This is a genomic window from Blautia sp. BCRC 81119, assembly GCF_003184505.1.
GTDB lineage: Bacteria > Bacillota > Clostridia > Lachnospirales > Lachnospiraceae > Blautia_A > Blautia_A fusiformis.
The window spans coordinates 1-21,970 of sequence record NZ_QJHD01000024.1; the positions used below are offsets into that span (position 1 = coordinate 1).

General features: G+C 45.5%; 24 protein-coding genes and 1 tRNA gene. 5 read left to right on the forward strand and 20 right to left on the reverse strand.

Annotation, left to right across the window (positions count from 1 at the left end):
* Window positions 1-10: 10 nt before the first annotated feature.
* Window positions 11-83: transfer RNA gene (locus DMI82_RS13920), tRNA-Val, on the reverse strand.
* Window positions 84-451: 368 nt separating this feature from the next.
* On the reverse strand, window positions 452-4,207 hold the full coding sequence (locus DMI82_RS13925; RefSeq protein ID WP_110103636.1) for a phosphoribosylformylglycinamidine synthase: 3,756 nt from the start codon (window positions 4,205-4,207) through the stop codon (window positions 452-454).
* Between the two features lie 154 nt (window positions 4,208-4,361).
* On the opposite strand from DMI82_RS13925, the gene DMI82_RS13930 reads away from it, so the two are divergent.
* On the forward strand, window positions 4,362-5,240 hold the full coding sequence (locus tag DMI82_RS13930) for a LysR family transcriptional regulator (protein ID WP_021650784.1): 879 nt from the start codon (window positions 4,362-4,364) through the stop codon (window positions 5,238-5,240).
* Between the two features lie 167 nt (window positions 5,241-5,407).
* Here the strand turns inward: DMI82_RS13930 and DMI82_RS13935 are convergent, their stop codons facing one another.
* The 3 genes from DMI82_RS13935 to DMI82_RS13945 all read right to left on the reverse strand — a co-directional run bounded on the left by DMI82_RS13935 (window position 5,408) and on the right by DMI82_RS13945 (window position 6,949).
* Window positions 5,408-6,244 (reverse strand): Mrp/NBP35 family ATP-binding protein, encoded by an 837-nt coding sequence (locus DMI82_RS13935; protein WP_015526958.1) that lies wholly within the window; start codon window positions 6,242-6,244, stop codon window positions 5,408-5,410.
* Between the two features lie 94 nt (window positions 6,245-6,338).
* A complete protein-coding gene (locus DMI82_RS13940; RefSeq protein WP_110103637.1) occupies window positions 6,339-6,707 on the reverse strand; it encodes a metal-sensing transcriptional repressor in 369 nt (122 codons plus the stop codon).
* Window positions 6,708-6,721: 14 nt separating this feature from the next.
* Entirely contained in the window at window positions 6,722-6,949 is a 228-nt protein-coding gene (locus DMI82_RS13945; protein WP_015526956.1) for a hypothetical protein, read from the reverse strand.
* A gap of 173 nt (window positions 6,950-7,122) precedes the next feature.
* Here DMI82_RS13945 and DMI82_RS13950 point away from each other — a divergent pair, with 173 nt between their 5' ends.
* Complete coding sequence (locus DMI82_RS13950) at window positions 7,123-7,695, forward strand: xanthine phosphoribosyltransferase (RefSeq protein WP_015526955.1); 573 nt, start codon at window positions 7,123-7,125, stop codon at window positions 7,693-7,695.
* Between the two features lie 95 nt (window positions 7,696-7,790).
* Here the strand turns inward: DMI82_RS13950 and DMI82_RS13955 are convergent, their stop codons facing one another.
* The 13 genes from DMI82_RS13955 to rpmJ all read right to left on the reverse strand — a co-directional run bounded on the left by DMI82_RS13955 (window position 7,791) and on the right by rpmJ (window position 17,093).
* Window positions 7,791-9,182: a substrate-binding domain-containing protein gene (locus DMI82_RS13955; RefSeq protein ID WP_110103638.1), complete on the reverse strand. Its 1,392-nt coding sequence runs from the start codon at window positions 9,180-9,182 to the stop codon at window positions 7,791-7,793.
* Window positions 9,183-9,195: 13 nt separating this feature from the next.
* The gene (locus DMI82_RS13960) at window positions 9,196-9,813 is read right to left on the reverse strand and encodes a WYL domain-containing protein (protein WP_015526952.1); all 618 of its coding nucleotides are present in this window, start codon (window positions 9,811-9,813) and stop codon (window positions 9,196-9,198) included.
* Between the two features lie 9 nt (window positions 9,814-9,822).
* Window positions 9,823-10,551, reverse strand: coding sequence for a type 1 glutamine amidotransferase (locus DMI82_RS13965; protein ID WP_015526951.1), 729 nt, complete (start codon window positions 10,549-10,551; stop codon window positions 9,823-9,825).
* On the reverse strand, window positions 10,548-11,882 hold the full coding sequence (locus DMI82_RS13970; RefSeq protein WP_015526950.1) for a MurT ligase domain-containing protein: 1,335 nt from the start codon (window positions 11,880-11,882) through the stop codon (window positions 10,548-10,550). Before DMI82_RS13970 ends, DMI82_RS13965 begins: the two co-directional genes overlap by 4 nt.
* Before the next feature lie 30 nt (window positions 11,883-11,912).
* The gene (locus tag DMI82_RS13975; protein WP_242981842.1) at window positions 11,913-12,617 is read right to left on the reverse strand and encodes a phosphatidylinositol-specific phospholipase C/glycerophosphodiester phosphodiesterase family protein; all 705 of its coding nucleotides are present in this window, start codon (window positions 12,615-12,617) and stop codon (window positions 11,913-11,915) included.
* A gap of 379 nt (window positions 12,618-12,996) precedes the next feature.
* Entirely contained in the window at window positions 12,997-13,176 is a 180-nt protein-coding gene (locus tag DMI82_RS13980) for a LytTR family transcriptional regulator DNA-binding domain-containing protein (RefSeq protein ID WP_235812329.1), read from the reverse strand.
* A 35-nt stretch (window positions 13,177-13,211) separates the two neighbouring features.
* Window positions 13,212-13,376 carry a hypothetical protein gene (locus DMI82_RS19840; protein WP_158526476.1) on the reverse strand — a complete coding sequence of 55 codons (165 nt, stop codon included), beginning with the start codon at window positions 13,374-13,376 and terminating at the stop codon, window positions 13,212-13,214.
* 197 nt (window positions 13,377-13,573) lie between these two features.
* Window positions 13,574-14,110 (reverse strand): bL17 family ribosomal protein, encoded by a 537-nt coding sequence (locus tag DMI82_RS13985; protein ID WP_021976084.1) that lies wholly within the window; start codon window positions 14,108-14,110, stop codon window positions 13,574-13,576.
* Between the two features lie 91 nt (window positions 14,111-14,201).
* Window positions 14,202-15,161, reverse strand: a complete 960-nt coding sequence (locus DMI82_RS13990) for a DNA-directed RNA polymerase subunit alpha (RefSeq protein ID WP_059085345.1) — start codon at window positions 15,159-15,161, stop codon at window positions 14,202-14,204.
* Window positions 15,162-15,245: 84 nt separating this feature from the next.
* Window positions 15,246-15,839, reverse strand: a complete 594-nt coding sequence (gene rpsD, locus DMI82_RS13995; RefSeq protein WP_015526943.1) for a 30S ribosomal protein S4 — start codon at window positions 15,837-15,839, stop codon at window positions 15,246-15,248.
* 16 nt (window positions 15,840-15,855) lie between these two features.
* Window positions 15,856-16,248, reverse strand: coding sequence for a 30S ribosomal protein S11 (gene rpsK / locus DMI82_RS14000; RefSeq protein WP_015526942.1), 393 nt, complete (start codon window positions 16,246-16,248; stop codon window positions 15,856-15,858).
* Window positions 16,249-16,303: 55 nt separating this feature from the next.
* Window positions 16,304-16,672 (reverse strand): 30S ribosomal protein S13, encoded by a 369-nt coding sequence (rpsM, locus tag DMI82_RS14005; protein WP_008707282.1) that lies wholly within the window; start codon window positions 16,670-16,672, stop codon window positions 16,304-16,306.
* Between the two features lie 307 nt (window positions 16,673-16,979).
* The gene (gene rpmJ / locus DMI82_RS14010) at window positions 16,980-17,093 is read right to left on the reverse strand and encodes a 50S ribosomal protein L36 (RefSeq protein ID WP_003022746.1); all 114 of its coding nucleotides are present in this window, start codon (window positions 17,091-17,093) and stop codon (window positions 16,980-16,982) included.
* A gap of 223 nt (window positions 17,094-17,316) precedes the next feature.
* Here rpmJ and DMI82_RS14015 point away from each other — a divergent pair, with 223 nt between their 5' ends.
* From DMI82_RS14015 to DMI82_RS14025, 3 genes are all read left to right on the forward strand, one after another.
* Window positions 17,317-18,048, forward strand: coding sequence for a YoaK family protein (locus tag DMI82_RS14015; RefSeq protein WP_110103640.1), 732 nt, complete (start codon window positions 17,317-17,319; stop codon window positions 18,046-18,048).
* Between the two features lie 319 nt (window positions 18,049-18,367).
* Entirely contained in the window at window positions 18,368-19,093 is a 726-nt protein-coding gene (locus DMI82_RS14020) for a UTRA domain-containing protein (RefSeq protein ID WP_059085343.1), read from the forward strand.
* A gap of 156 nt (window positions 19,094-19,249) precedes the next feature.
* Window positions 19,250-20,572, forward strand: coding sequence for a sodium-dependent transporter (locus DMI82_RS14025; protein ID WP_110103641.1), 1,323 nt, complete (start codon window positions 19,250-19,252; stop codon window positions 20,570-20,572).
* 385 nt (window positions 20,573-20,957) lie between these two features.
* Here DMI82_RS14025 and infA read toward each other — a convergent pair whose 3' ends face one another.
* On the reverse strand, window positions 20,958-21,176 hold the full coding sequence (infA, locus tag DMI82_RS14030; RefSeq protein WP_005428560.1) for a translation initiation factor IF-1: 219 nt from the start codon (window positions 21,174-21,176) through the stop codon (window positions 20,958-20,960).
* 34 nt (window positions 21,177-21,210) lie between these two features.
* Window positions 21,211-21,969 (reverse strand): type I methionyl aminopeptidase, encoded by a 759-nt coding sequence (map, locus tag DMI82_RS14035; protein ID WP_015526936.1) that lies wholly within the window; start codon window positions 21,967-21,969, stop codon window positions 21,211-21,213.
* Between the last annotated feature and the right edge of the window lies 1 nt (window position 21,970).

Consider the following 21,970-nt stretch of genomic DNA (forward strand, 5'->3'; position numbering starts at 1 on the left):
TTTTGTAACATGGGACCTATAGGGCTCGAACCTATGACCCTCTGCTTGTAAGGCAGATGCTCTCCCAGCTGAGCTAAGATCCCATAACAGTTGTTCGTCTTAGGAACTCTTCCGTTCCGCAACTCGCTTTGCTATTATATAATGGTTTGTGACTTGTGTCAACACTTTTTTTCATTTTTTTTAATTTTTTAAAAAATATATGCTTTTTTGTATTTTTACAGTGGCAGGGAGGTCTGAAATCCCCTGCCACTGTAAGGATGTTATGGGCAAAGTATTGCCCATAACTTGATACTCCCGGATTGCTCCGCTGCACGCAGCTCACGCAATCCTCAAACATTCGGAATCCGCTAATTTACTACGTAAATTGCTACTTCCTCATGTTTGGCGGGGTCCAAGTTCAAAAGTCTTATCGTGCAAGCACGAACGACTTTTTGACCTTTTCCCCCTGGTATTATCTGAAGTACTCAACACCAGATTCAAAAATCTTGATATCCTGCTCTCCGTAAATATTGACAGCCACGCCTGCGTCACGACGCTCACTGTGTGCCATCTTTCCGAGAACACGTCCATCCGGGCTTGTGATTCCCTCGATGTTCATATAAGAGCCGTTTACGTTAAACTCACCCTCATATCCGGTCTCATCTACCGGTACATACTCCGTTGCGATCTGTCCGTTTTCCTTGAGTTTCTTCAGCCACTCATCGTTTGCGACAAAACGTCCCTCACCATGAGAAGCCGGATTGCAGTATACACCGCCAAGCTGTGCTTTCTGAAGCCATGGAGACTTGTTGCTGACAACCTTGGTGTAAACCATCTTGGATACGTGGCGTCCGATGGTGTTGTAGGTCAGTGTCGGAGAATCCTCTTTCTGTCCGCAGATCTCACCGTACGGTACCAGTCCCAGTTTGATCAGTGCCTGGAATCCGTTGCAGATACCAAGAGCAAGACCGTCACGCTCATTGAGGAGCTTCATAACTGCCTCCTTGATCTTCTCGTTCTGGAACGCGGTAGCAAAGAATTTCGCGGATCCGTCCGGCTCATCTCCGGCTGAGAAGCCGCCCGGGAACATGATCATCTGTGCCTGATCGATTGCTTTCTCAAAGAGCTCTACAGAATCATGGATATCTTCTGCTGTAAGGTTCTTGAATACCTTTACGTCTACCTCGGCGCCTGCTCTCTCAAATGCACGGGTGCTGTCATACTCGCAGTTTGTTCCAGGGAATACCGGAATAAATACACGCGGTTTTGCAACCTTATGTTTGCATACATAGATGCTGTCTGCTTTGTAAAGGGAACCGTCATCTGCCTTGACGTCCTCGGTTCCTGCTGCTGTTTTAAATACATTCTCCAGAGTTCCTTCCCATGTGGAAAGCGCCTCTTTCAGAGTGATCTCTGTATCACCGTAGGTGAACTTCGCATTATCCGTAACCTCACCGATCACAGTATAGGTAATGGCAAGCTCACCGACTTTTCCATCCGGAACCTCACAGATGATATCGCCGAATGCCGGAGCAAAGAAATCTCTTGGGTCAAGGTTATGCTCGATCTTTACACCCATGCCATTACCAAAGGCCATCTTGCTGACTGCAGCAGCGATTCCGTGACGGTCAAGTGCATATGCGGAGATCACACGGCCTGCCTGGATATCCTGATGTAATTTATCATACTGCTCCATAAGAGCCTGATAATCCGGAAGATCATAGGAATCCTTCGGTGCACGGAGCCATACCAGCTTGCTTCCTGCTTTTTTGAGCTCCGGTGTGATCACATCTTTTACCTTTGCAACATCCACTGCGAAGGACACCAGTGTCGGAGGAACATCAATATCATTGAAGGTTCCGGACATACTGTCCTTACCGCCGATGGAAGGAAGGCCGAATCCGATCTGTGCCGCATAAGCGCCAAGCAGTGCGGAGAACGGCTGGCTCCATCTCTTAGGATCTTCTGTCATACGACGGAAGTATTCCTGGAAGGTGAAACGGATCTTCTTATAGTCACCACCGGTTGCAACGATCTTGGCAACAGACTCGGTTACTGCGTAGGCAGCTCCATGATACGGACTCCATGAGGAAAGGTATGGATCAAAGCCGTAGCTCATCATGGTAACAGTCTCTGTTTTTCCGTTCTGTACCGGAACCTTTGCAACCATGGACTGTGTCTCTGTCAGCTGATATTTGCCACCGTGAGGCATAAATACACTGCCTGCGCCGATGGAGCCGTCAAACATCTCCACAAGACCCTTCTGTGAGCATACATTCAGGTCAGCAAGAGTATCCATCCATTTTTTCTTTACATCTGTTACATCCGGACGTTCCTCGAAAAGATTTCCGTCCTTTGACGGGATCTCAACCTCAACGGAGGTCTCCTGATGTGCACCGTTGGTATCTAGGAATGCACGGGAGATATTTACGATCTCTTTTCCTCTCCAGTTAAGGACAAGGCGTGGCTCCTCCGTTACAACTGCAACCGGAATTGCCTCGAGATTCTCTTCATTTGCAAATTTCAGGAAAGTATCCACATCTTTCGGGTCAACTACAACAGCCATACGCTCCTGAGACTCAGAGATGGCGATTTCAGTGCCGTCAAGACCTGCGTATTTTTTCGGAACCTTGTCGAGGTCGATCTGAAGTCCCGGTGCCAGCTCGCCGATGGCAACGGAAACACCACCTGCGCCAAAGTCGTTACATTTCTTGATGATATGGCTGACTTCCTCTCTGCGGAACATCCTCTGGATCTTACGCTCGGTAGGCGCGTTACCTTTCTGCACCTCAGCGCCGCAAACCTCAATGGAAGCCTCTGTGTGGACCTTGGAGGAACCAGTTGCACCGCCGATACCATCACGACCGGTACGTCCGCCAAGAAGGATGATGATATCTCCAGGATCGGAATTTTCACGGATGACCGCACGTCTCGGAGCCGCACCCATAACCGCACCGATCTCCATACGTTTTGCAACGTAGTCCGGATGATAGATTTCTTTTACAGCACCGGTTGCAAGACCGATCTGGTTTCCGTAGGAGCTGTAGCCGTGAGCTGCGCTGCGGACAAGCTTCTTCTGCGGAAGTTTACCCTTCAGAGTTTCCTTTACGGATACGGTAGGATCTGCTGCACCTGTCACACGCATTGCCTGGTATACATAGGTACGTCCGGAAAGCGGATCACGGATGGCTCCGCCAAGGCAGGTTGCCGCACCACCAAAAGGCTCGATCTCCGTCGGATGGTTGTGTGTCTCGTTCTTAAAGTTGATCAGCCACTCTTCTTCTTTCCCGTCCACGTCCACCGGTACCACGATACTGCAGGCATTGATCTCATCAGACTCTTCCTGGTCTGCAAGCTTGCCTTCTGCTTTCAGTTTCTTCATTGCCATAAGTGCAAGATCCATCAGGCAGACAAACTTATCATCACGGCCCTTGTACATCTCCTTATGGGCATCCAGATATTCTTTGTATGTTTTTTCAATAGGAGTCTTATAATCACCTTCGTCAAACTTCACGCTGGTAAGCTCTGTGGAGAAAGTAGTATGACGGCAATGATCAGACCAATAGGTATCCAGAACACGGATCTCTGTCATGGAAGGATCGCGTTTCTCTTCATTTCTGAAATAATTCTGGATATGCTGGAAGTCCTTAAATGTCATGGCGAGGTTCAGAGAAGAGTACAGCTCCTTCAGATCAGCCTCAGCCATATCCTTGAATCCGTCAAAAATCTTCACATCCTCAGGATCCGGGAATACTGTTACCAGTGTTTCCGGCTTCTCAAGACCTGTCTCACGGGAATCCACAGGGTTGATGCAGTGATGTTTGATCGCCTCAAACTCTGCATCTGTAACGGTTCCTTCGATTACATAAGTAGTTGCTGAACGGATGATCGGTGCTGCATTCTCATCCAGGAACTGTACACACTGCACTGCAGAATCGGCTCTCTGGTCAAACTGTCCGGGAAGGAATTCTACGGAAAATACACGTGCGCCCTCTGCCACATCAAATTTTTCAAGATACAGATCATCTACCGGCGGCTCTGCAAATACGGTCTTGCAGGCTTTCTCAAATACTTCATCGGAGATATTCTCCACGTCATAACGGATCAGCTCACGGACTGCTGTCACAGTGCTGATACCAAGATAATGTTTGATCTCATGTTTCAGTTCCTTTGCTTTTACTGCAAAGGCAGGTTTCTTTTCTACATACACACGTCTTACGTTGCTCATAGAAGGCTCCTTTCTCTATATCCGATAATAAGGATGGTAAACGTGCAGAAAGCATTTCAGTCTTTCTTTTCTGCTGAAAATATAGTATCATAGGAAATATCATTAGTAAAATTAATATATCTTATATCATTTATAAGCGGAGGATTTTTCACATATGGATATCAATCTTGAACTTTACAAAGTGTTTTATTACGTGGCCACGACGCTGAGCTTTTCGGAGGCTTCCAGACAGCTTTTTATCTCACAGTCTGCAGTAAGCCAGGCCGTCAAAAACCTTGAAAAAAAGCTGGGCCATACTCTGTTTGTGCGCAGTACCAAACGGGTCATCCTGACTCCGGAGGGAGAGCTTCTCCTCCAGCATGTAAAGCCGGCCCTTTCCATGCTAAACGAAGGAGAGGCTGTCCTTTCCGGAGAAGGAAATCTTACCGGTCAGCTGCGGATCGGTGCCAGCGATACTCTGTGCCGCTATTTTCTCATCCCCTATCTCCGCCGTTTCCACAAGGATCATCCGGAGGTACGGATCAAGATCATCAACAGCACTTCCATCGGATGTGCGGAGCTTCTGGAAAACGGCCAGGCAGAGCTGATCGTCACCAACTACCCGAATTCCCGGCTTTCAGCCCACACCAAGCTTCAGACTGTGCTGGAATTCCGTGATATCTTCGTGGCAAATCCGGACTATTTCACCATGGGCAAATCACCTCTTTCCATGGAAAATCTTCTGGATTATCCCATCCTGATGCTCGCTCCAAAGAGTACCACCAGCGAATATCTTCATCAGGTGTTTGCAGCCCAAGGACTGAAGCTGCTGCCTGAGGTTGAACTGAACAGCAACGATCTGCTGATCGATCTTGCAGAGATCGGACTTGGTATTGCCTGTATCCCGGATTATATGCTCCGCAACCGTCCGGGTCTGGAACCTGTCCATCTGAAAACACCTCTGCCCGCAAGAAGTGCCGTGATCGCTCATCATGAAGCACTGCAGCTTTCCCAGGCTGCCCAGTGCTTTCTTAAATATTTTTCCCAGATCTGATACGATCAAGTTCCTGCCGCTTACTGCTTTTCACGATCGAAGCAGGATACTTCCCTGATTCAGTAAAAAAGCCACCGGAATCTGCCATAAGGTTATTACGATCCTTATGTACTCAATTCCGGTGGTCTTTTCTGTTATTGATATCGGTCAGATATTATTCTTATTACTTACGCTTCAGCCTTCGGCATCACGTCTGCTGCCGCAGTGATATACTCATTCTCGATCTTACTGAACAGACCGCTGTCTGCAAGCTCTGCAAGCTTCACGTCAATCGGCATCTTGCCCAGGACCGGAACCTTCAGTTCTGCAGCGATCTCATCGATATGGCTCTCGCCAAAGACCTTGATCTCTTTTCCGCAGTCCGGACATTTCACATAGCTATAGTTCTCCACGATTCCAAGGACCGGAACCTTCATCATATCAGCCATGTTATAGGCTTTCTTGACGATCATGCGGACCAGATCCTGCGGAGAAGTAACGATCACGACACCCTCGATCGGCAGGGACTGGAATACTGTCAGCGGAACATCTCCGGTTCCTGGCGGCATATCTACAAAGAGATAATCCAATTCACCCCAGATCACATCACTCCAGAACTGTTTTACCATATTTGCAAGGACCGGACCTCTCCAGATCACCGGTGTCTCCTCATCCGGGAGAAGAAGGTTTACAGACATAACCTCGATTCCGTTTGCAGTTGGCATCGGATAGATCCCATTGTCACTGCCCTGTGCATTGCCCTTGATGCCATACATCTTCGGGATGGACGGACCGGTGATATCAGCATCCATAATGCCCACTTTATATCCCTTGGAAGCCATCAGGTTTGCCAGGGAGCCTGTTACGAAAGATTTACCCACGCCTCCCTTTCCGCTGACAACTCCGATCACATGTTTTACGTCAGAAAAAACATTTGGTTCTGCCATGAGGCTCTGGGGCTGTTTCTGTCCGCAGCCTTCACAGCTTGATTTGTTGCAGGATGTATTGCTACACTCTTTTGCCATAATAGATTCCTCTCATTCTTTGTATTTACACAGACAGAACTGGCTCTCTGTCCGTGTATTTTTCTCATTCACGATCTCTCATGAACTCCTTACCTTACTTCATAAATCTGTCGATCGCTTTTTCCAGTTCCTTGATAGCATCCCTGTCTCCATGCTCCACTGCATCCACGATGCAGTGTTCTATATGATCCTGCAGGATGATCTTGCCTGTATTATTGATCGCAGATTTTACGGCTGACAGCTGGATCAGCACTTCGCTGCAGTCACGTCCTTCCTCCACCATACGCTTAATGGATTCCATATGCCCGATGGCCCTGGAAAGTCTGTTGAGCACGGCCTTGGTCTGTGCGTGGCTGTGATGATGAGAATGTGTGCCATCGTGAGTATGCACATGTTCCTGTTCCCCATGGGTATGTTCAAGAACGGTTCCATCCTCGAGAACGTGCACATGTGTTTCTTTCATGTGTATTTCCTCCTTCAGATCTCCGTGAAAGAACAGCGCTGCCGGATCATAGATGTCTGAATGTCAAAAATGATGGTTCCGTCTTCCAGTACTGTCTTCTCGTAGGAGACATCCTTCCCCTGAAATTTCTGTTTCACATACGCTTCCGGATCTGCAATCTCCACTTCTTCCACAAATACATCACGCATCTGATTTCTCGGACATTTGTTAAAAATTTCCCAGATTACTTCGTACTCTTTCATCTGTGCCTGTTCCTTTCTTAGTCATCCTATCTATTATAATAATTTTATGTTTTTTTGTCAAAAATAATTGCACTCACGCAAATATTGTCGTATGATACATATTAAAAATATTACTGCTCTGTCCGTGGGCAGTAAACATATATTAATGTGATAAATCAAAGGAGATAAATTTCATGCAGCTTTTAAAAGACAGAATTCTGACAGACGGCGTAGTAAAAGAAGGAAATATTTTAAAAGTGGACAGCTTCCTGAATCATCAGATGGATATTGACCTGATCAACGAGGTCGGCAAAGAATTCAAGAAACGTTTTGACCACTGTCCAATCACCAAGATCCTTACCATCGAGGCTTCCGGTATCGGTATTGCCTGTATTGCGGCACAGTATTTCCATGTACCGGTTGTATTTGCCAAGAAAGCACAGAGTGTGAACCTTGACGGCGAGATGTACACCACCAAGGTAGAGTCTTTCACCCACAAGAAAGTTTACGATGTGATCCTTTCCAAGAAATTTCTCGGACCGGAAGATCACGTACTCCTGATCGATGATTTTCTTGCCAATGGCTGTGCACTTCTCGGTCTGATCGACATCGTTAAGAAATCCGGCGCAACTCTTGAAGGAGCCGGAATCGTTATCGAAAAAGGCTTCCAGTCCGGCGGACAGACCATCCGTGACATGGGTATCCATCTGGAATCCCTTGCTATCATTGATTCCATTGCTGATGGCAAACTTACTTTCCGTGAATAAGATTTATCATAAAAAATACTCCTGGAAACTTATATACATTGTTTCCGGGAGTATTTTTATTTTTATCACAGCCAGATCATGATATCATTTCTGATCTATGCATCTGCACCCTTTTCCGCTTTCTCTGAAGGTGTCGGAGTTACTGTTTCCTCCGGTGTCGGTGTTCCGGAAATTTCCGTTTCTTCCTTTTCCGATGAAGCCGATGCAGCTTCCGGTGTATTTTCATCTATATCCGGTTCTTCCGTCACCGCAGCTTCCGGTGTCACTGTCGGCGTTGGTGTGGCAGTTGCCTCCGGCATGATCTCTTTTTCTTCATAATATCCGTCATCCACAAGCATCTGATAATTATCTGCATCGATCAGCTGGATATCACTGGTCACAGTTCCCACGATCTTGGTCCCGTTGTCATACTGCTCATAATCGGAGATCTCCGGCTTCTCCCCTTTCAGAAGAGTATCCACCATCGTCACACAGTCATTTGCCAGTACACGGTTATCAAACAGCAGATCATCCTCAATCTTTCCCTGGATCACAGCGGTCACTGCTTCTGCCTCACAGCCGCCTCCTGTGATCATAGGCCAGCCATCCTCTCCAGACACATGTCCTGCATCCTCCAGGGCATCCACAGCCCCAAGTGCAAGGTCGTCAGCACCTGTGCAGATAATATCCGGCGCACCCTCTGTATAATTCTGAGAAAGGATCTCCGCCATATCATTCTTTGCGGTATTTCTTCCGGAACGCATCACTGCAGTATCATCAAAGGTCAGCTTTCCTGAAGTACATACCAGTGTTCCATCGTCGAAATATTCCTGAAGCTTCTCCATCACTCCATTATAAAAGAACAGTGCGTCACGATCATCCGGAGAGCCCATAAGAAACTCAATGGTCAGAGTTTTCTTTTCTTCCCGTGCTTTCTCCAGATCCATTTTTTTTATGATGGAATCTCCCACCATTTTTCCGGCTTTTCTTGTATTAAAGGTAACATAATAGTTGACCTTATCTGTATCCATGATCAGCTGATCGTACGAAATCACGGGAATGGATTTCTCGTACACCTGCTCCAGCACATCGTTCAGGCTGTAAGCATCTGCAGGTGCGATGACAAGTGCAGAAAGCTCTTCATCGTCCAGAATGGACTGGATCTGGGATACCTGCGTATCACTGTCTTCATCTGCCCAAAATATCTCTGCATCATATCCATCATCTTCCAGTGTATTCTGAAGAGTTTCTCCGTCAGCAGACCAACGGGAATCATCTGCTGATGAAGGCAGAAACACACCTACTTTCTTATCTGCTGCCGCAGTTTTTTTTGCTTCTTCTTTTTCTTCTTCCTCTGCATCATTGCTGTTTTTGGCTTTTCCTTCCGGGTCTTCAGACTCCACACTTTCATTGGCTGCCTCTGTCGCCTCTTTGTTTTTTCCACAGCCGGAAAAGGCTGCTGTAAAGACAAAAGCTCCCAAAAGCAGGATTGCTGTTTTTTTCTTCATGATCAAATCTCTCCTATAAGCCTTTATAGTCCTTTGCCAGTGATTTCAGATAGTCTCTGTAGGCGGCTGCAGATTTCTTGGGTTTCAGGATACGTACACTGCCGCCCATCCCGGTCAGCCAGCCGTAGAATTTTCCATTTTCCGGAAGCTCTGCAGTTACCGTCAGATCTCCGCTATCTTTCATCTTATATTCTGCATCTGTGCCGAAAAAGTCACGCACCTCCGCCTGTACAGCTCCGGTACAGAGAAGTTTTATTTCTTTTTTTATGGTTCCGGCTGAAGCCTCAAGAAGCTTCCGGTACCCTGTCACAGAGGTCTCATGAATATCTTTAGTTTCATGAATCTCCTTAGCTTCCGCAGTCAGCCCGGGTTCTTCAGACGGCTGTTCCTCTCCGGCACTCTCACCGGCAAGATAATACCCACCCGGCCGTTCTCTTGTATAACGGATATCCATTCCAAAAGAACGTAATACCTCCACATCATCATAAATGCTTTTTCGCTCTGCACGGATTCCCTGTTTCTCAAGATTCTCAAGGATCTTCTGCATAGATATTACCCGATGCTCCCCTGTTTCCCGCAGCATTTTTTCAAGGTACAGGATCTTCGCCTTCTGATTGTTTGATTTTGCCATACTGCCCTCTTATCCTTCGTTTTTTACAAAGCGATGGAAAATATAGGAGTTTGCCTCCTGTTCCTCGCTGTCGTCCAGTTTCTCAAGTTCGATCTTTTTACCGTATTTCTTTTCCAGTGCACGGCTGATCAGAAGATCTGCAAGCTGCGGGTTTTTGGGAAGAAGCGGTCCGTGAAGATACGTACCGATCACATTTTTGTATACAACCCCTTCCTCACCGGATTGTCCGTCATTTCCGTATCCTGACAGAACCTTTCCCAGGGATCTGTTGTTTCCGATGGTGGTACGCCCTCCATGATTTTCAAAACCTACGATGGGCATATCAAAAAGATCGCTCTGCATCACAATGTTTCCAATAAGGCGGCCTTTTCCCTGCTCAGTGCTCATATCTACAAGCTTCAGACCCTCGATCATTCCCTGATCCGTCTTATAATAATTTCCAAGGAGCTGATACCCTCCACAGATTGCGATCACAACTCCATTGTCTTCCACATACGCCTTGAAATCCTTCTGGATTTCCTTCAGCTTTTCACATACCAGCATCTGTTCTCTGTCGGAGCCACCACCAAGAAGTACGATATCCAGTTTGGAAAAATCGATTCTGTCATCCAGTTCATAAGCTATGGTTTCTGCCTCGATTCCTCTCCAGAGACAGCGCTTCATCAGACACTGGATATTTCCTCTGTCACCGTAAAGATTCAGAAGATCCGGATATAAATGCCCTATCGTTATCTTCATTTCTCACCCTCCAGTTTCTTCAGGATATTTCTGGTGCCAAACAGCGCCGTATAATTTACAAGTACATAAAGATTGCCGCATCCATCCCCGATTCGTTTGCGGATGGCTGTCTCCACATCATTTTCCAGCATGGACGGGATATCCACATATTTCAGACGGAGGCGCATATCCTGACACCGGATACCACTGACTGTGATGGAATTGATATTGTCCCCTCCGAAAAGATCAAAATCCACATCCCAGAGCCAGGAGATATCTTTTCCATCCTGTGCATTATCATTGATCACAATGATGATATCCTTTGGTGATCCGTCCTGCATCACAGCTGAAATGTTCTGGTTAAAACCGGCCGGATTCTTGGCAAGATTCAGAACAACACTGGTGCCCTTGATCCGAAACTGTTCATTGCGTCCGTTCTCCGGATTAAACTTCCGGAGCATCTCATTAAAATGCTCCGCCTTAAAGCCTGCGGTACGAATTCCCGCATAGGCAGCCAGAATATTATACACATTATAGAATCCCTTATAATTGGCCACGATCCGTTTATCCTCCACTGTAAAGGCAATCTGATCATCCACCTTCACATCTGTGGCATCAAAGTCGATCTCCGGACGTTTAAAGCCGCATTTCGGACATCTGTAGTCTCCCAGCTGACTGTAATGATAGAAGCTGTAGATCAGCCTTTCTCCACAGCACTTACAGAACCGGCCCTCACGGATCTCGTTTGTTTTGTTCTCGATCACCGGTTTGCTGATCCCGTAGGTTACAAAAGGATTTCCGCAGTCCATGGCAAGATATGCAGACAGTGCATCATCACCATTGACAATGACCTTCATATCCGGAACCTTTTTCATCATTTCTTCCAGAATGTTCATAGTGATATCGATCTCGCCATAACGGTCCAGCTGATCACGGAACAGATTGGTCATAACCATATAATCCGGTCTGATCCTTGTGAACACATGTCTTGTGGATGCCTCATCCACCTCGATACAGGCATAATCCGCATCCAGTTTTCCGCTGAATTTTGCCCCCAATACAAAGGCTGCCACAACTCCGTTGAGCATGTTGGAACCGGTATGATTGCAGATGACCTTTTTTCCCTCTGCCTCAAGGCCTGCGCACAGCATGTTATTGGTTGTGGTCTTTCCGTTTGTTCCGCATACTACAAATATTTTTTCTCTTACCTGAGAAGAAAGCTCTTCCAGGATATCCGGACAGATCTTCATCGCGACCTTACCGGCCCAGGTCACACCCTGCCGGCCCATAAGCTTACAGACATGTCCTGTGATCTTTGCTGCCATCACAGCAATGGTTGTTCTTATTTTCATAATCTTCTGATTCCTTTGTTTTTATTTCTCTTACCACAGATCTTCCGCTGTCAGGAAATCGGTACAGATTCCTTCTGCTCCCTGCGAAATGTATCTTCTGGCCTGGTCACGGTCATTAACCGTATAAACATACAGACTGATCCCGTTTTTTTCAAAGATCTTCTCCGTTTCTTCTGACCAATACTCCCAGTATACTGTTGCTGCCGGAATTCCCTTTTCTTTACAGAAGGATGCAATATACTCCAGCTCTTCCACAGAATACTCCTGCCACAGTGAATATACATAGGAAGGAAAAGAATAGAGCATGGCCGTTCCGGGAAACATTGCTTCATTGTAGATTTCCGGAATGATCCGATCCAGCGTCTCACCGGCACCTGCATTCCTGGCAATTTCCACATAATCACTGTAATCCTCCAGTGTTCTCTGATAATTGCGAAGAGAATACTGTTTGGAATCGATCAGCACATATGCATCCGGATAATCTTTCAGAAGAAGGAAAAAATCCTCCAGTGTCATGGGGGTGTATTTCCCATATATTTTACTTTGTCTGAATTCCTTTTCTGTAAGGACTTTTTTTCCGTTGCCATCCCACTGTCCCATGGGATCGTTCCAGTTATGCCTGCAGACCCATACTCCATCGGATGTCCTGGAAAGATCCAATTCAAAAAGACGAACTCCCTGTTCATACATGAACAGAAATCCCTCTCTGGAATTCAGGTAATCCTTTCCGTCCATACCTCCCAGAGCATGTGCAATGGTCCTGTAGTCCTTCCAGCTAAATCCTCCTGATGTATTCCGGGCAGTTTCTGTTTCCGGGAAACTACCTCCCAGAAGAAAAAGTGATACAAACAGTATTTCCAATGTCAGTATAAAACGTCGCATCATCTCAGGCAACAAAAAAATGCACAAGACGTAAAGGAAAACATTTCCTCGCTGCTTTCCTTTTTATCTTCTGCAAATTTATCATATCCGGGAACCTGTCCCAAATCATTCCTATATTGTTTCTGTCCGGGAATACCAAAAATCCCACCGACCATGTTTATCATCCTTTCGCATACGTGTAGTCGTATTTCATACATTACCGATTGTACGCTAAAAAAGGATAATAATCAAGTTAATCCTCTTCTTCCTCGTCATATTCCTGCTGAAGTCTCAGATATTCATCATATTTCTCGTGTGCATTCCGATTATAGGATCGGGAGATCGGTATTACATGCTCTCCGATATGGAAGCTGTCATTTTCAGCTCCTGTGACCCGTTCCATATTTACTATAAAGCTCTGATGACACCGCAAAAATGTACCGTCGTCAAGCTGTTTTTCGAAGTCATTCAGCTTACCTCAGGTTTCCTTTTCTTTTCCAATTCTTCCAATAAAAGCTCGCCGCTTTTAAATATCCGAATTTCTGACCCTGGAACGATCCGCTCAAGCTGTTTGTGAAGTTTTCTCGCATCCGCCTGCATATCATCACAAATGGCAATGGTCATCATCGTCATATTTATGTATCCCCTTTTACTCCATCATTGTTACTTTTTGTTCTATATATTATACCATGATTTGTTATTCAAATTATGATATCTTAATGTAATTTATGGTCGAAAACCCACCATTTATGCATTTTTTCGAGTTTTTTGGAATATAAAAAAGGACATCTGCATTTCTGCAAATGTCCTTTAAATCGGTCAGAAGTAAATTATACAAGCTCGATAAGAACTTCCATTGCTGCATCGCCTTTACGCTGTCCGATCTTAACGATTCTTGTGTAACCACCGTTACGATCTGCGTATTTCGGAGCGATCTCGCTGAACATCTTGTCAACCATGTCAACTTCTTTTGTATTTTTCTTTCTGCCAGCGCCCTTAGCAGGAACCTCTGTTACAGGATAGAAAACTTTCATCATCTCACGACGTGCATGAAGTCTGGAAGGAGCATCTTTCTTGATCTCTTTCTGAACTTCATCGTAAACTGTTTTCTTTTTGCCGTCTACGACTTCTTTTACACGTTTTCCGTCAGCATCTTTACGAGCAACCTTAGCTGTTACTGTAACTGTCTCGAAATTGTCTTTCTCACGTACAGCCATAGCGATAAGTCCCTCAGCGATCTTACGGATCTCTTTAGCCTTAGCTTCTGTTGTCACGATCTTTCCGTGATGAAGAAGGTTTGTAACCTGATTTCTGAGAAGTGCTTTTCTCTGGTTAGATGTTCTGCTTAATTTTCTATATTTTGCCATTTTATTATCCTCCATCTGTGGGACACCAGGACATGCTTGTTCGGTCTTACTGCCCTGCTGCTGACACCCCACTCATTACTCTGTTTCCGGATTATTCCTCTGTAGGCTGGAGCTGAAGTCCCAGCTCTTTGAGTTTTGCAAGTACTTCCTCTAAGGATTTGCGGCCCAGATTACGAACCTTCATCATATCGTCAGAAGTCTTGTTGCATAATTCTTCAACCGTATTGATACCGGCTCTCTTAAGGCAGTTGTAGGAACGAACAGAGAGCTCAAGCTCATCAATGCTCATCTCCAGAACCTTTTCCTTCTCATTGTCTTCTTTCTCGATCATAACCTCTGCGGTCTTAGCATTCTCGGAAAGATCAATGAACAGGTTTAAATGCTCGCTGAGAACCTTTGCTGCAAGGCTGACTGCCTCATCCGGATCAAGTGTTCCATTGGTATATACATCCAGTGTAAGCTTGTCGAAGTCAGTTACCTGACCAACTCGTGTATTCTCTACGATCATGTTGACTCTGTCTACCGGTGTGTAGATCGCATCCACTGCGATCATACCGATCGGCATGTCATCGGTTTTGCCTTTGTCTGCACTGATATAGCCACGTCCCTTGGTAATGGTAAGCTCCATGGCCAGTCTGCAGTCTTTTCCACCGTTCAGGGTTGCGATCACCTGATCCGGGTTCATGATCTCAATATCCTGATCTGCCTGGATATCAGCTGCTGTAACAACACCTTTGCCCTCACACTCAATGTATGCGGTCTTCGGCTCATTGTCACTGCTGTGATTCTTAATGGCAAGAGATTTCAGATTCATGATGATTTCGGTCACATCTTCCTTCACGCCCGGAATGGAGCTGAATTCATGAAGTACACCATCGATCTTCACCTGGCTTACTGCAGCTCCCGGAAGGGAGGACAGCATAATTCTTCTTAAAGAATTGCCAAGGGTAGTACCATAACCTCTTTCCAGAGGCTCTACAACGAATCTTCCAAACTTCTTATCTTCGGATATTTCGGTAATTTCGATTTTTGGTTTATTGAAATCAAACACTATAAGGTTCCCTCCTTCTGGGTTAATCAACATTCGAGGGTATTACCAATTTTTGTAACTGTAGACACAGTAAACAGTTACTAATTATTTAGAATACAGCTCGACGATAAGCATCTCGTTTACAGGAACATCGATCTGCTCTCTTGTAGGAAGCTCTTTAACTACACCCTTCAGGTTCTCCTGATCAACGTCGATCCACTCCGGAACAAGTCTTCCGCCAGTGATCTCAAGGATTCCTTTATATCTCTCAGAGCCTTTGCTCTTCTCTCTGATCTCAATTGTGTCTCCTGCTTTGCACAGGTAGGACGGAATGTTTACACATTTTCCGTTAACAAGTACGTGCTTGTGATCTACGATCTGACGAGCCTCTCTTCTTGTTCTGGCAAATCCCATACGGAAAACGATGTTGTCAAGTCTGCTCTCAAGCATAACCATAAGGTTCTCACCTGTCTGGCCCTGCATTCTGTCGGCTTTCTTGTAGTAGTTACGGAAAGGTTTCTCAAGAACTCCGTAGATAAATTTTGCTTTCTGTTTCTCTTTTAACTGAAGACCATACTCAGACACCTTGCGGTTTGCACGTTTTAACTGTCTTGTGGACTTCTTATCAATTCCTAAGTAAATCGGATCCAGGCCAAGGGATCTGCATCTTTTCAGAACAGGTACTCTATTTACTGCCATTTCAACTACCTCCTAATTAGACTCTTCTGCGTTTTGGTGGACGGCATCCGTTGTGAGGAACCGGAGTTACGTCACGAATGCTGGTTACTTCAAGTCCGCATGCCTGAAGCGCACGGATTGCAGCTTCACGGCCTGAGCCCGGGCCTTTTACCATAACGTCTACTGTTTTTAATCCATGAATTAAAGCAGCCTTTGTTGCAGTCTCTGCTGCCATCTGTGCTGCATAAGGGGTAGATTTCCTTGAACCTTTAAATCCAAGACCACCGGCACTTGCCCATGAAAGAGCGTTTCCTTCGTTATCTGTCAGTGTGACGATTGTATTGTTGAAGGAAGACTGAATGTGTGCCTGTCCGTGTTCAACGTTTTTCTTGACACGACGTTTTGTCGTTTTCTTTGTAACTTTTGCCATTTTAAAACTAACCTACACTTTCCTTTTATTGAAATTAATTAGTTATATCTATAAATTATTTCTTCTTGTTTGCAACAGTTCTCTTCGGTCCCTTGCGAGTTCTCGCATTTGTCTTAGTCTTCTGACCACGAACCGGGAGTCCTTTACGATGACGGATACCTCTGTAGCATCCAATCTCCTGCAGTCTCTTGATGTTAAGGGCGATTTCCCTTCTCAGATCACCTTCTACTGTCATTGTCTCATCAATAACAGCACTCAGTCTCTTAACCTCGTCATCAGTCAGATCTCTGACACGTGTGTCAGGATTAACCTCTGCTTTAGCAAGAATTTTGTCTGCGCTTGGTCTACCAATTCCATAAATGTAGGTAAGACCGATTTCAATACGTTTCTCTCTTGGTAAGTCTACACCAGCTATACGAGCCATGTACTGTTTCCTCCATTTTCTGTTTCTGAAAGTTCCGCATATCGTATGTCACTTGCTCTCGCAAGGTGAAATGGGACATATCGACCTGCCTCTTTCTTTTCTAGTTTCCTAATTGGGGTGCCTCGGTAAAACACCCAGCTGTAATTGGCGAATCACAGCCTTTCCGAAATTGCGGATCTTAACCGCTGTTGCCTCTCGGTATTAGGCAATACATGCTTATTATCTGTTCAGTAGAACAACCCTGCCGGGTGTTTCATACTGCAGCCGCACGTTTCACAAACATTCCAAAGAAGTCCCGATATGGAAATCAACCCTGACGCTGTTTGTGCTTCGGGTTCTCACAGATGATTCTGATGGATCCCTTTCTCTTAATGACCTTGCACTTCTCGCAGATCGGCTTTACAGATGATCTTACTTTCACTGGAAATCCTCCTTCCGTAAATTAGTCTCATATCTGCAGTTTCACAGGCGCACTCATACACAGTATTTGCGCGCTTGAAATATATACTAACACCTGTTTTCCTGAAATGCAAGAAAAAATTTAAAAAATTTTTGATTTTTTTTACAGGCTGTATTATAATGGGTGGCAAAGTCCGGCAGACATATGGAATCTGCCTATTTTTTAATGAAAGGAATCTTTACATATGCATACGGAAATGAAATATCGTTTTCTGATACATTACACCTTATCTTTTATCGGTGGATACCTGGGGCTTTATGCCATTGTGTCAAGAGCAGATCTTTTCGGCAATGCCCAGACAGCCAATCTTATTGGTGTTGTGCGGGATCTCATAGGCAGGAATTTTTCGGATATGCTTCTGCGTGTGGGTGCGCTTCTCATATATATGGCTGCTGTTATCCTTACGGTCTGGATCCCAGAGCATTTTTCCGCAGATCTTCGTTTTATCAGTATCGGGATCGATATCTTTGCGATCCTGCTCCTGGGATTCTTTCCTTCCGGAATGTCTCCGGTTGTGGCTCTTTACCCCGTGTTCTTTGCAATGCCTTTCCAGTGGTGTACCTTCAAGGCTCCCGGCGGATATAACAGCTCCACGATCTTTTCCACCAACAACCTTCGCCAGTTCACCACAGCTGTCACTCAGTTCCTTATGAAAAAGGACAGCGCACAGTGCGATAAAGCAAAATTCTACGGAATGACGCTGCTTTCTTTTCATACAGGTGCAGCTTTGTCTTTGATCCTGTATATGACCTGCGGTCTCTCAGGCGTATGGCTCTGTCTGGTTCCTGCCTTCTATGCTGTATGGCTGATCAGTGCAGACCGGAATACCGCAGCCGATACACCGGCAGTTACCCGAAGCACAGCTTCTGACGGCAGCAGCTTCAGGAATCTTTCCTATAAGAAAAAAGAGGCCTGACTTTATTTTAGCTTTGATAAAATAAGAGGAAATGTGATCTGTTTTTACACTGTCACATTTCCTTTTTTGTTTACGCGTAAGCCCCTCTGACGCTTACAGCTTATATGCGTTTGAAATCCAGTATCATGATTTTGAATGGCCACAAATTGATTTCATCTATATTTCTCATACTATCCTCATAACATATCAATATGCTCTGTAACTTGTTTAAACATTCCACGGTATTTACATTGCGCTTACCGGGAAAATCTTTTATAATTATTCCAGAAATCATAAATCCTGCTATATATTTTTGACCGAACATGAATGGAGAATTGAAATGCCCAAAAGTATTTACGAAGATATCTATAAAGATCTGAAAATGAAAATAGAGGACAACACCTTTGCCTATCAGGAGCTTCTGCCTTCCGAAAACACTCTGATCCAGACTTACGGCTGCTCCCGCAATACCCTGCGACGTGCGGTCAGTCTTCTTGTCAGTGACGGCTATGTACAGACCATGCAGGGAAAAGGTGTCCGCAATATCTACCGTCCAAACGAGAAGACTGCTTTCACCATCGGAGAGATCGAAACCTTCAAGGAATCTGCTGCAAGGAACGGTCAGAATGCCCATACGGAGGTGGCTCTTTTTACAGAGCTTTGTATCAGCAAAAATCAGTCAGCTTACACAGGATTTCCCGCTGGTGCAGAAGTATATTATATTCAGCGTATCCATTATCTTGAAGATATCCCGCTGATCATCAACCATAATTATTTTCTGAAGGAATCCGTTCCCGGCCTTACTGCCGAGATTGCCAGTCATTCTATCTATGAATATCTGGAACAGGTGCTTCATATGACCATTGTCAACAGCAAACGTATCATGACTGTGGAAAAGGTTACAGAAATTGATGAAAAATATCTTCATCTGAATGTAAAGGATTATAACTGCGTGGCTGTGGTGTCCAGCCAGACTTATAACAGTGACGGTGTGATGTTTGAGTATACCCAGTCACGGCACAGACCGGATCATTTTCGATTTTATGATAATGCCCTGCGCCGATGAGCCCGGCTCATAACTGCTTCGCAGCTATACGGTTATGAGCAGGTGACAAATGTGGCTCACAAATATCCGCCTAGATCTGTATAGATGCTGCAGTTTCCTATTTTCCAAAATTATGTTATACTGAAACGATCAACGGAGAGAGGAAATTTTATTTTTATGAAAAAACGAGAATCTTTTAACAGCCGCTGGGGGTTCATTCTGGCCTGCATCGGGTCTGCGGTTGGAATGGGAAATATCTGGATGTTTCCCACCAGAGTTTCCCTGTATGGCGGGGGATCGTTCCTGATCCCGTATTTTATTTTTGTGGCACTGATCGGCTTTACCGGGGTGATCGGTGAGATGAGCTTTGGCCGCGGGACACGTTCCGGGCCCATTGACGCCTTCGGCATGGCCTGTGAAACCAAATGCAGACGAAGGCTGGGTGAAACACTAGGCTGGATACCGGTGATCGGTGCACTGGCCATGGCTATCGGTTATACCGTTGTTATGGGATGGATCTTCCGATATATGCTCGGAGCCTTTACAGGCTCCACCCTGGCACCGGCAGATATTGAGTCCTTTGGCGCCAAATTCGGAGGCATGGCCTCTGCCTGGGGAAATAATCTCTGGCAGCTGGCTGCTCTTGTGATCTGCATGTTTATCCTGATGTACGGCGTTGGAAGCGGCATCGAAAAGGCCAATAAAGTGATGATGCCTATCTTCTTTATACTGTTTGTGATCCTTGGCATCTATGTTGCCTTTCAGCCGGGAGCTGCTGCCGGATACCGCTATATCTTCCGCGTGGAGCCGGAAGTTCTGGCAAAGCCTTCCACCTGGATCTTCGCACTTGGACAGGCATTTTTCTCCCTGTCTGTTGCAGGCAACGGTACACTGATCTACGGATCTTATCTTCCGGACAGCGAAGATATCCCTGCATCTGCTGCAAGGGTAGCACTTTTTGATACTCTGGCTGCTATGCTGGCAGCACTTGTTATCATTCCGGCCATGGCTACCACAGGTGCCAAGCTTGACCAGGGCGGTCCCGGACTTCTGTTCATCTACCTGCCGCACCTGATCAAAACCATGCCTGGCGGACGGATCATTGCCATCATCTTTTTCGTAGCTGTGTTCCTTGCAGGCATGACCTCGCTTATGAACCTTTATGAAGCTCCTATTGCCACAGTTCAGGAAAAAACAGGTCTTGGCCGGATTCCTTCCTGCATGGTGATCTCAGTGATCGGCGTTGTAGCTTCTCTGCTGATCCAGGGCATTGTTTCTGACTGGATGGATGTGCTTTCCATCTATATCTGTCCTCTCGGCGCAGGATTTGCAGGGATCATGTTCTTCTGGATCTTCGGCCGGAGCTATGTGGAAAGCCAGGTCAACAAAGGCCGCGAGAAACCATTCACGAAATATTTTTACCCGGTGTGTAAATATCTTTATATTCCGGTGTGCTTTCTGGTGCTGATCCTTGGTGTTGTGCTGGGCGGGATCGGATGATAAGGTGATAACATAAGTAAAATAAAAAATTATCTGCATAAACAAATCCCCCGAAAAATGATTTTTTAATCATTTCCGAGGGATTTTTATGTTTTATCTTATAATATTCGTAAAGCCAGGATTTTCGATTTGCTGCATATCCTGAATACACTCACTTCACAGTTTGTCAACAAGTTTAAGTTTTACACTGATTTCCAATTATTCTACATTCTTAGAGTGTATCCGGTTTCTCCACTTCGTAATCAGACCAGGAAGCAATTGTATCGCTGCCTGAGAAACGTAAAAAAATGTGAGTGATAAATTCCACTTCAGATTCTTTTTCTGCAGAAAAGGCAAAAAAAGACCCGGCAGCTTAACGCCACCAGGTCATCTTTTACAATATTTCTTATTTATCTCTCCAGATGATTCTTCCTTTGGAAAGATCATACGGAGAAAGTTCGATCGTTACTTTATCTCCCGGGAGAATACGGATAAAATTCATACGGAGCTTGCCACTGATATGTGCAAGTACCACATGTTTGTTTTCCAGTTCCACTTTAAACATCGCATTAGGCAGTTTCTCCAGAACAGTGCCTTCTACTTCGATCACATCTGCTTTTGACATTTTTTACCTCCTATGTCATGACAACAATTGCTGCTTACAGATTCGTAAGCGTCAGAATCTCTGGTTCCCCATCGGTGATGAGGATCGTGTTTTCATAATGGGCGGAAAGTGAACCATCCATGGTTACCACTGTCCACTCATCGTCCAGCCATGCCACGTCCGCACGACCAAGGTTGATCATGGGCTCGACGGCCAGGGTCATTCCCGGAAGGAGCTTGATGCCCCTGCGCTTCTGCGGGAAGTTTGGAATCTGCGGATCCTCATGAAGATGAGTTCCGATTCCATGTCCTACAAGGTCACGTACAATACCATAACGGTATTTCGCTGCGTGGGCTCCGATGGCTTTGGAAATATCATTTAAATGATTTCCGGCTTTTGCCATTTTCAGTCCTTCAAAAAAGCACTCTCTTGTAACCTTAATGAGCTGCTGTGCTTCTTTGGATACTTCACCTACCGCATAGGTACGTGCTGCGTCAGAATGGTAGCCCTTATAAATCAGGCCGGCGTCGATCTTAACCAGATCCCCGTCCTGGATGATCTTCTCCTCGGATGGAATTCCATGCACAACCTCATCATTCAGGCTGATGCAGAAAGAAGCCGGAAAACCTCCGTAGTTCAGAAAGTTCGGAATACAGCCCATAGACCGGATCATTTCTTCTCCGATCTTATCAATCTCTTTGGTGCTGACACCCGGTTTGATGTAAGGGATCAAACCGTCATGCACCTTCTCAAGAAGATGGCCTGCTTCTCTCATAAGTTCGATTTCATGCTGTGTCTTAATTGTTACGGACATT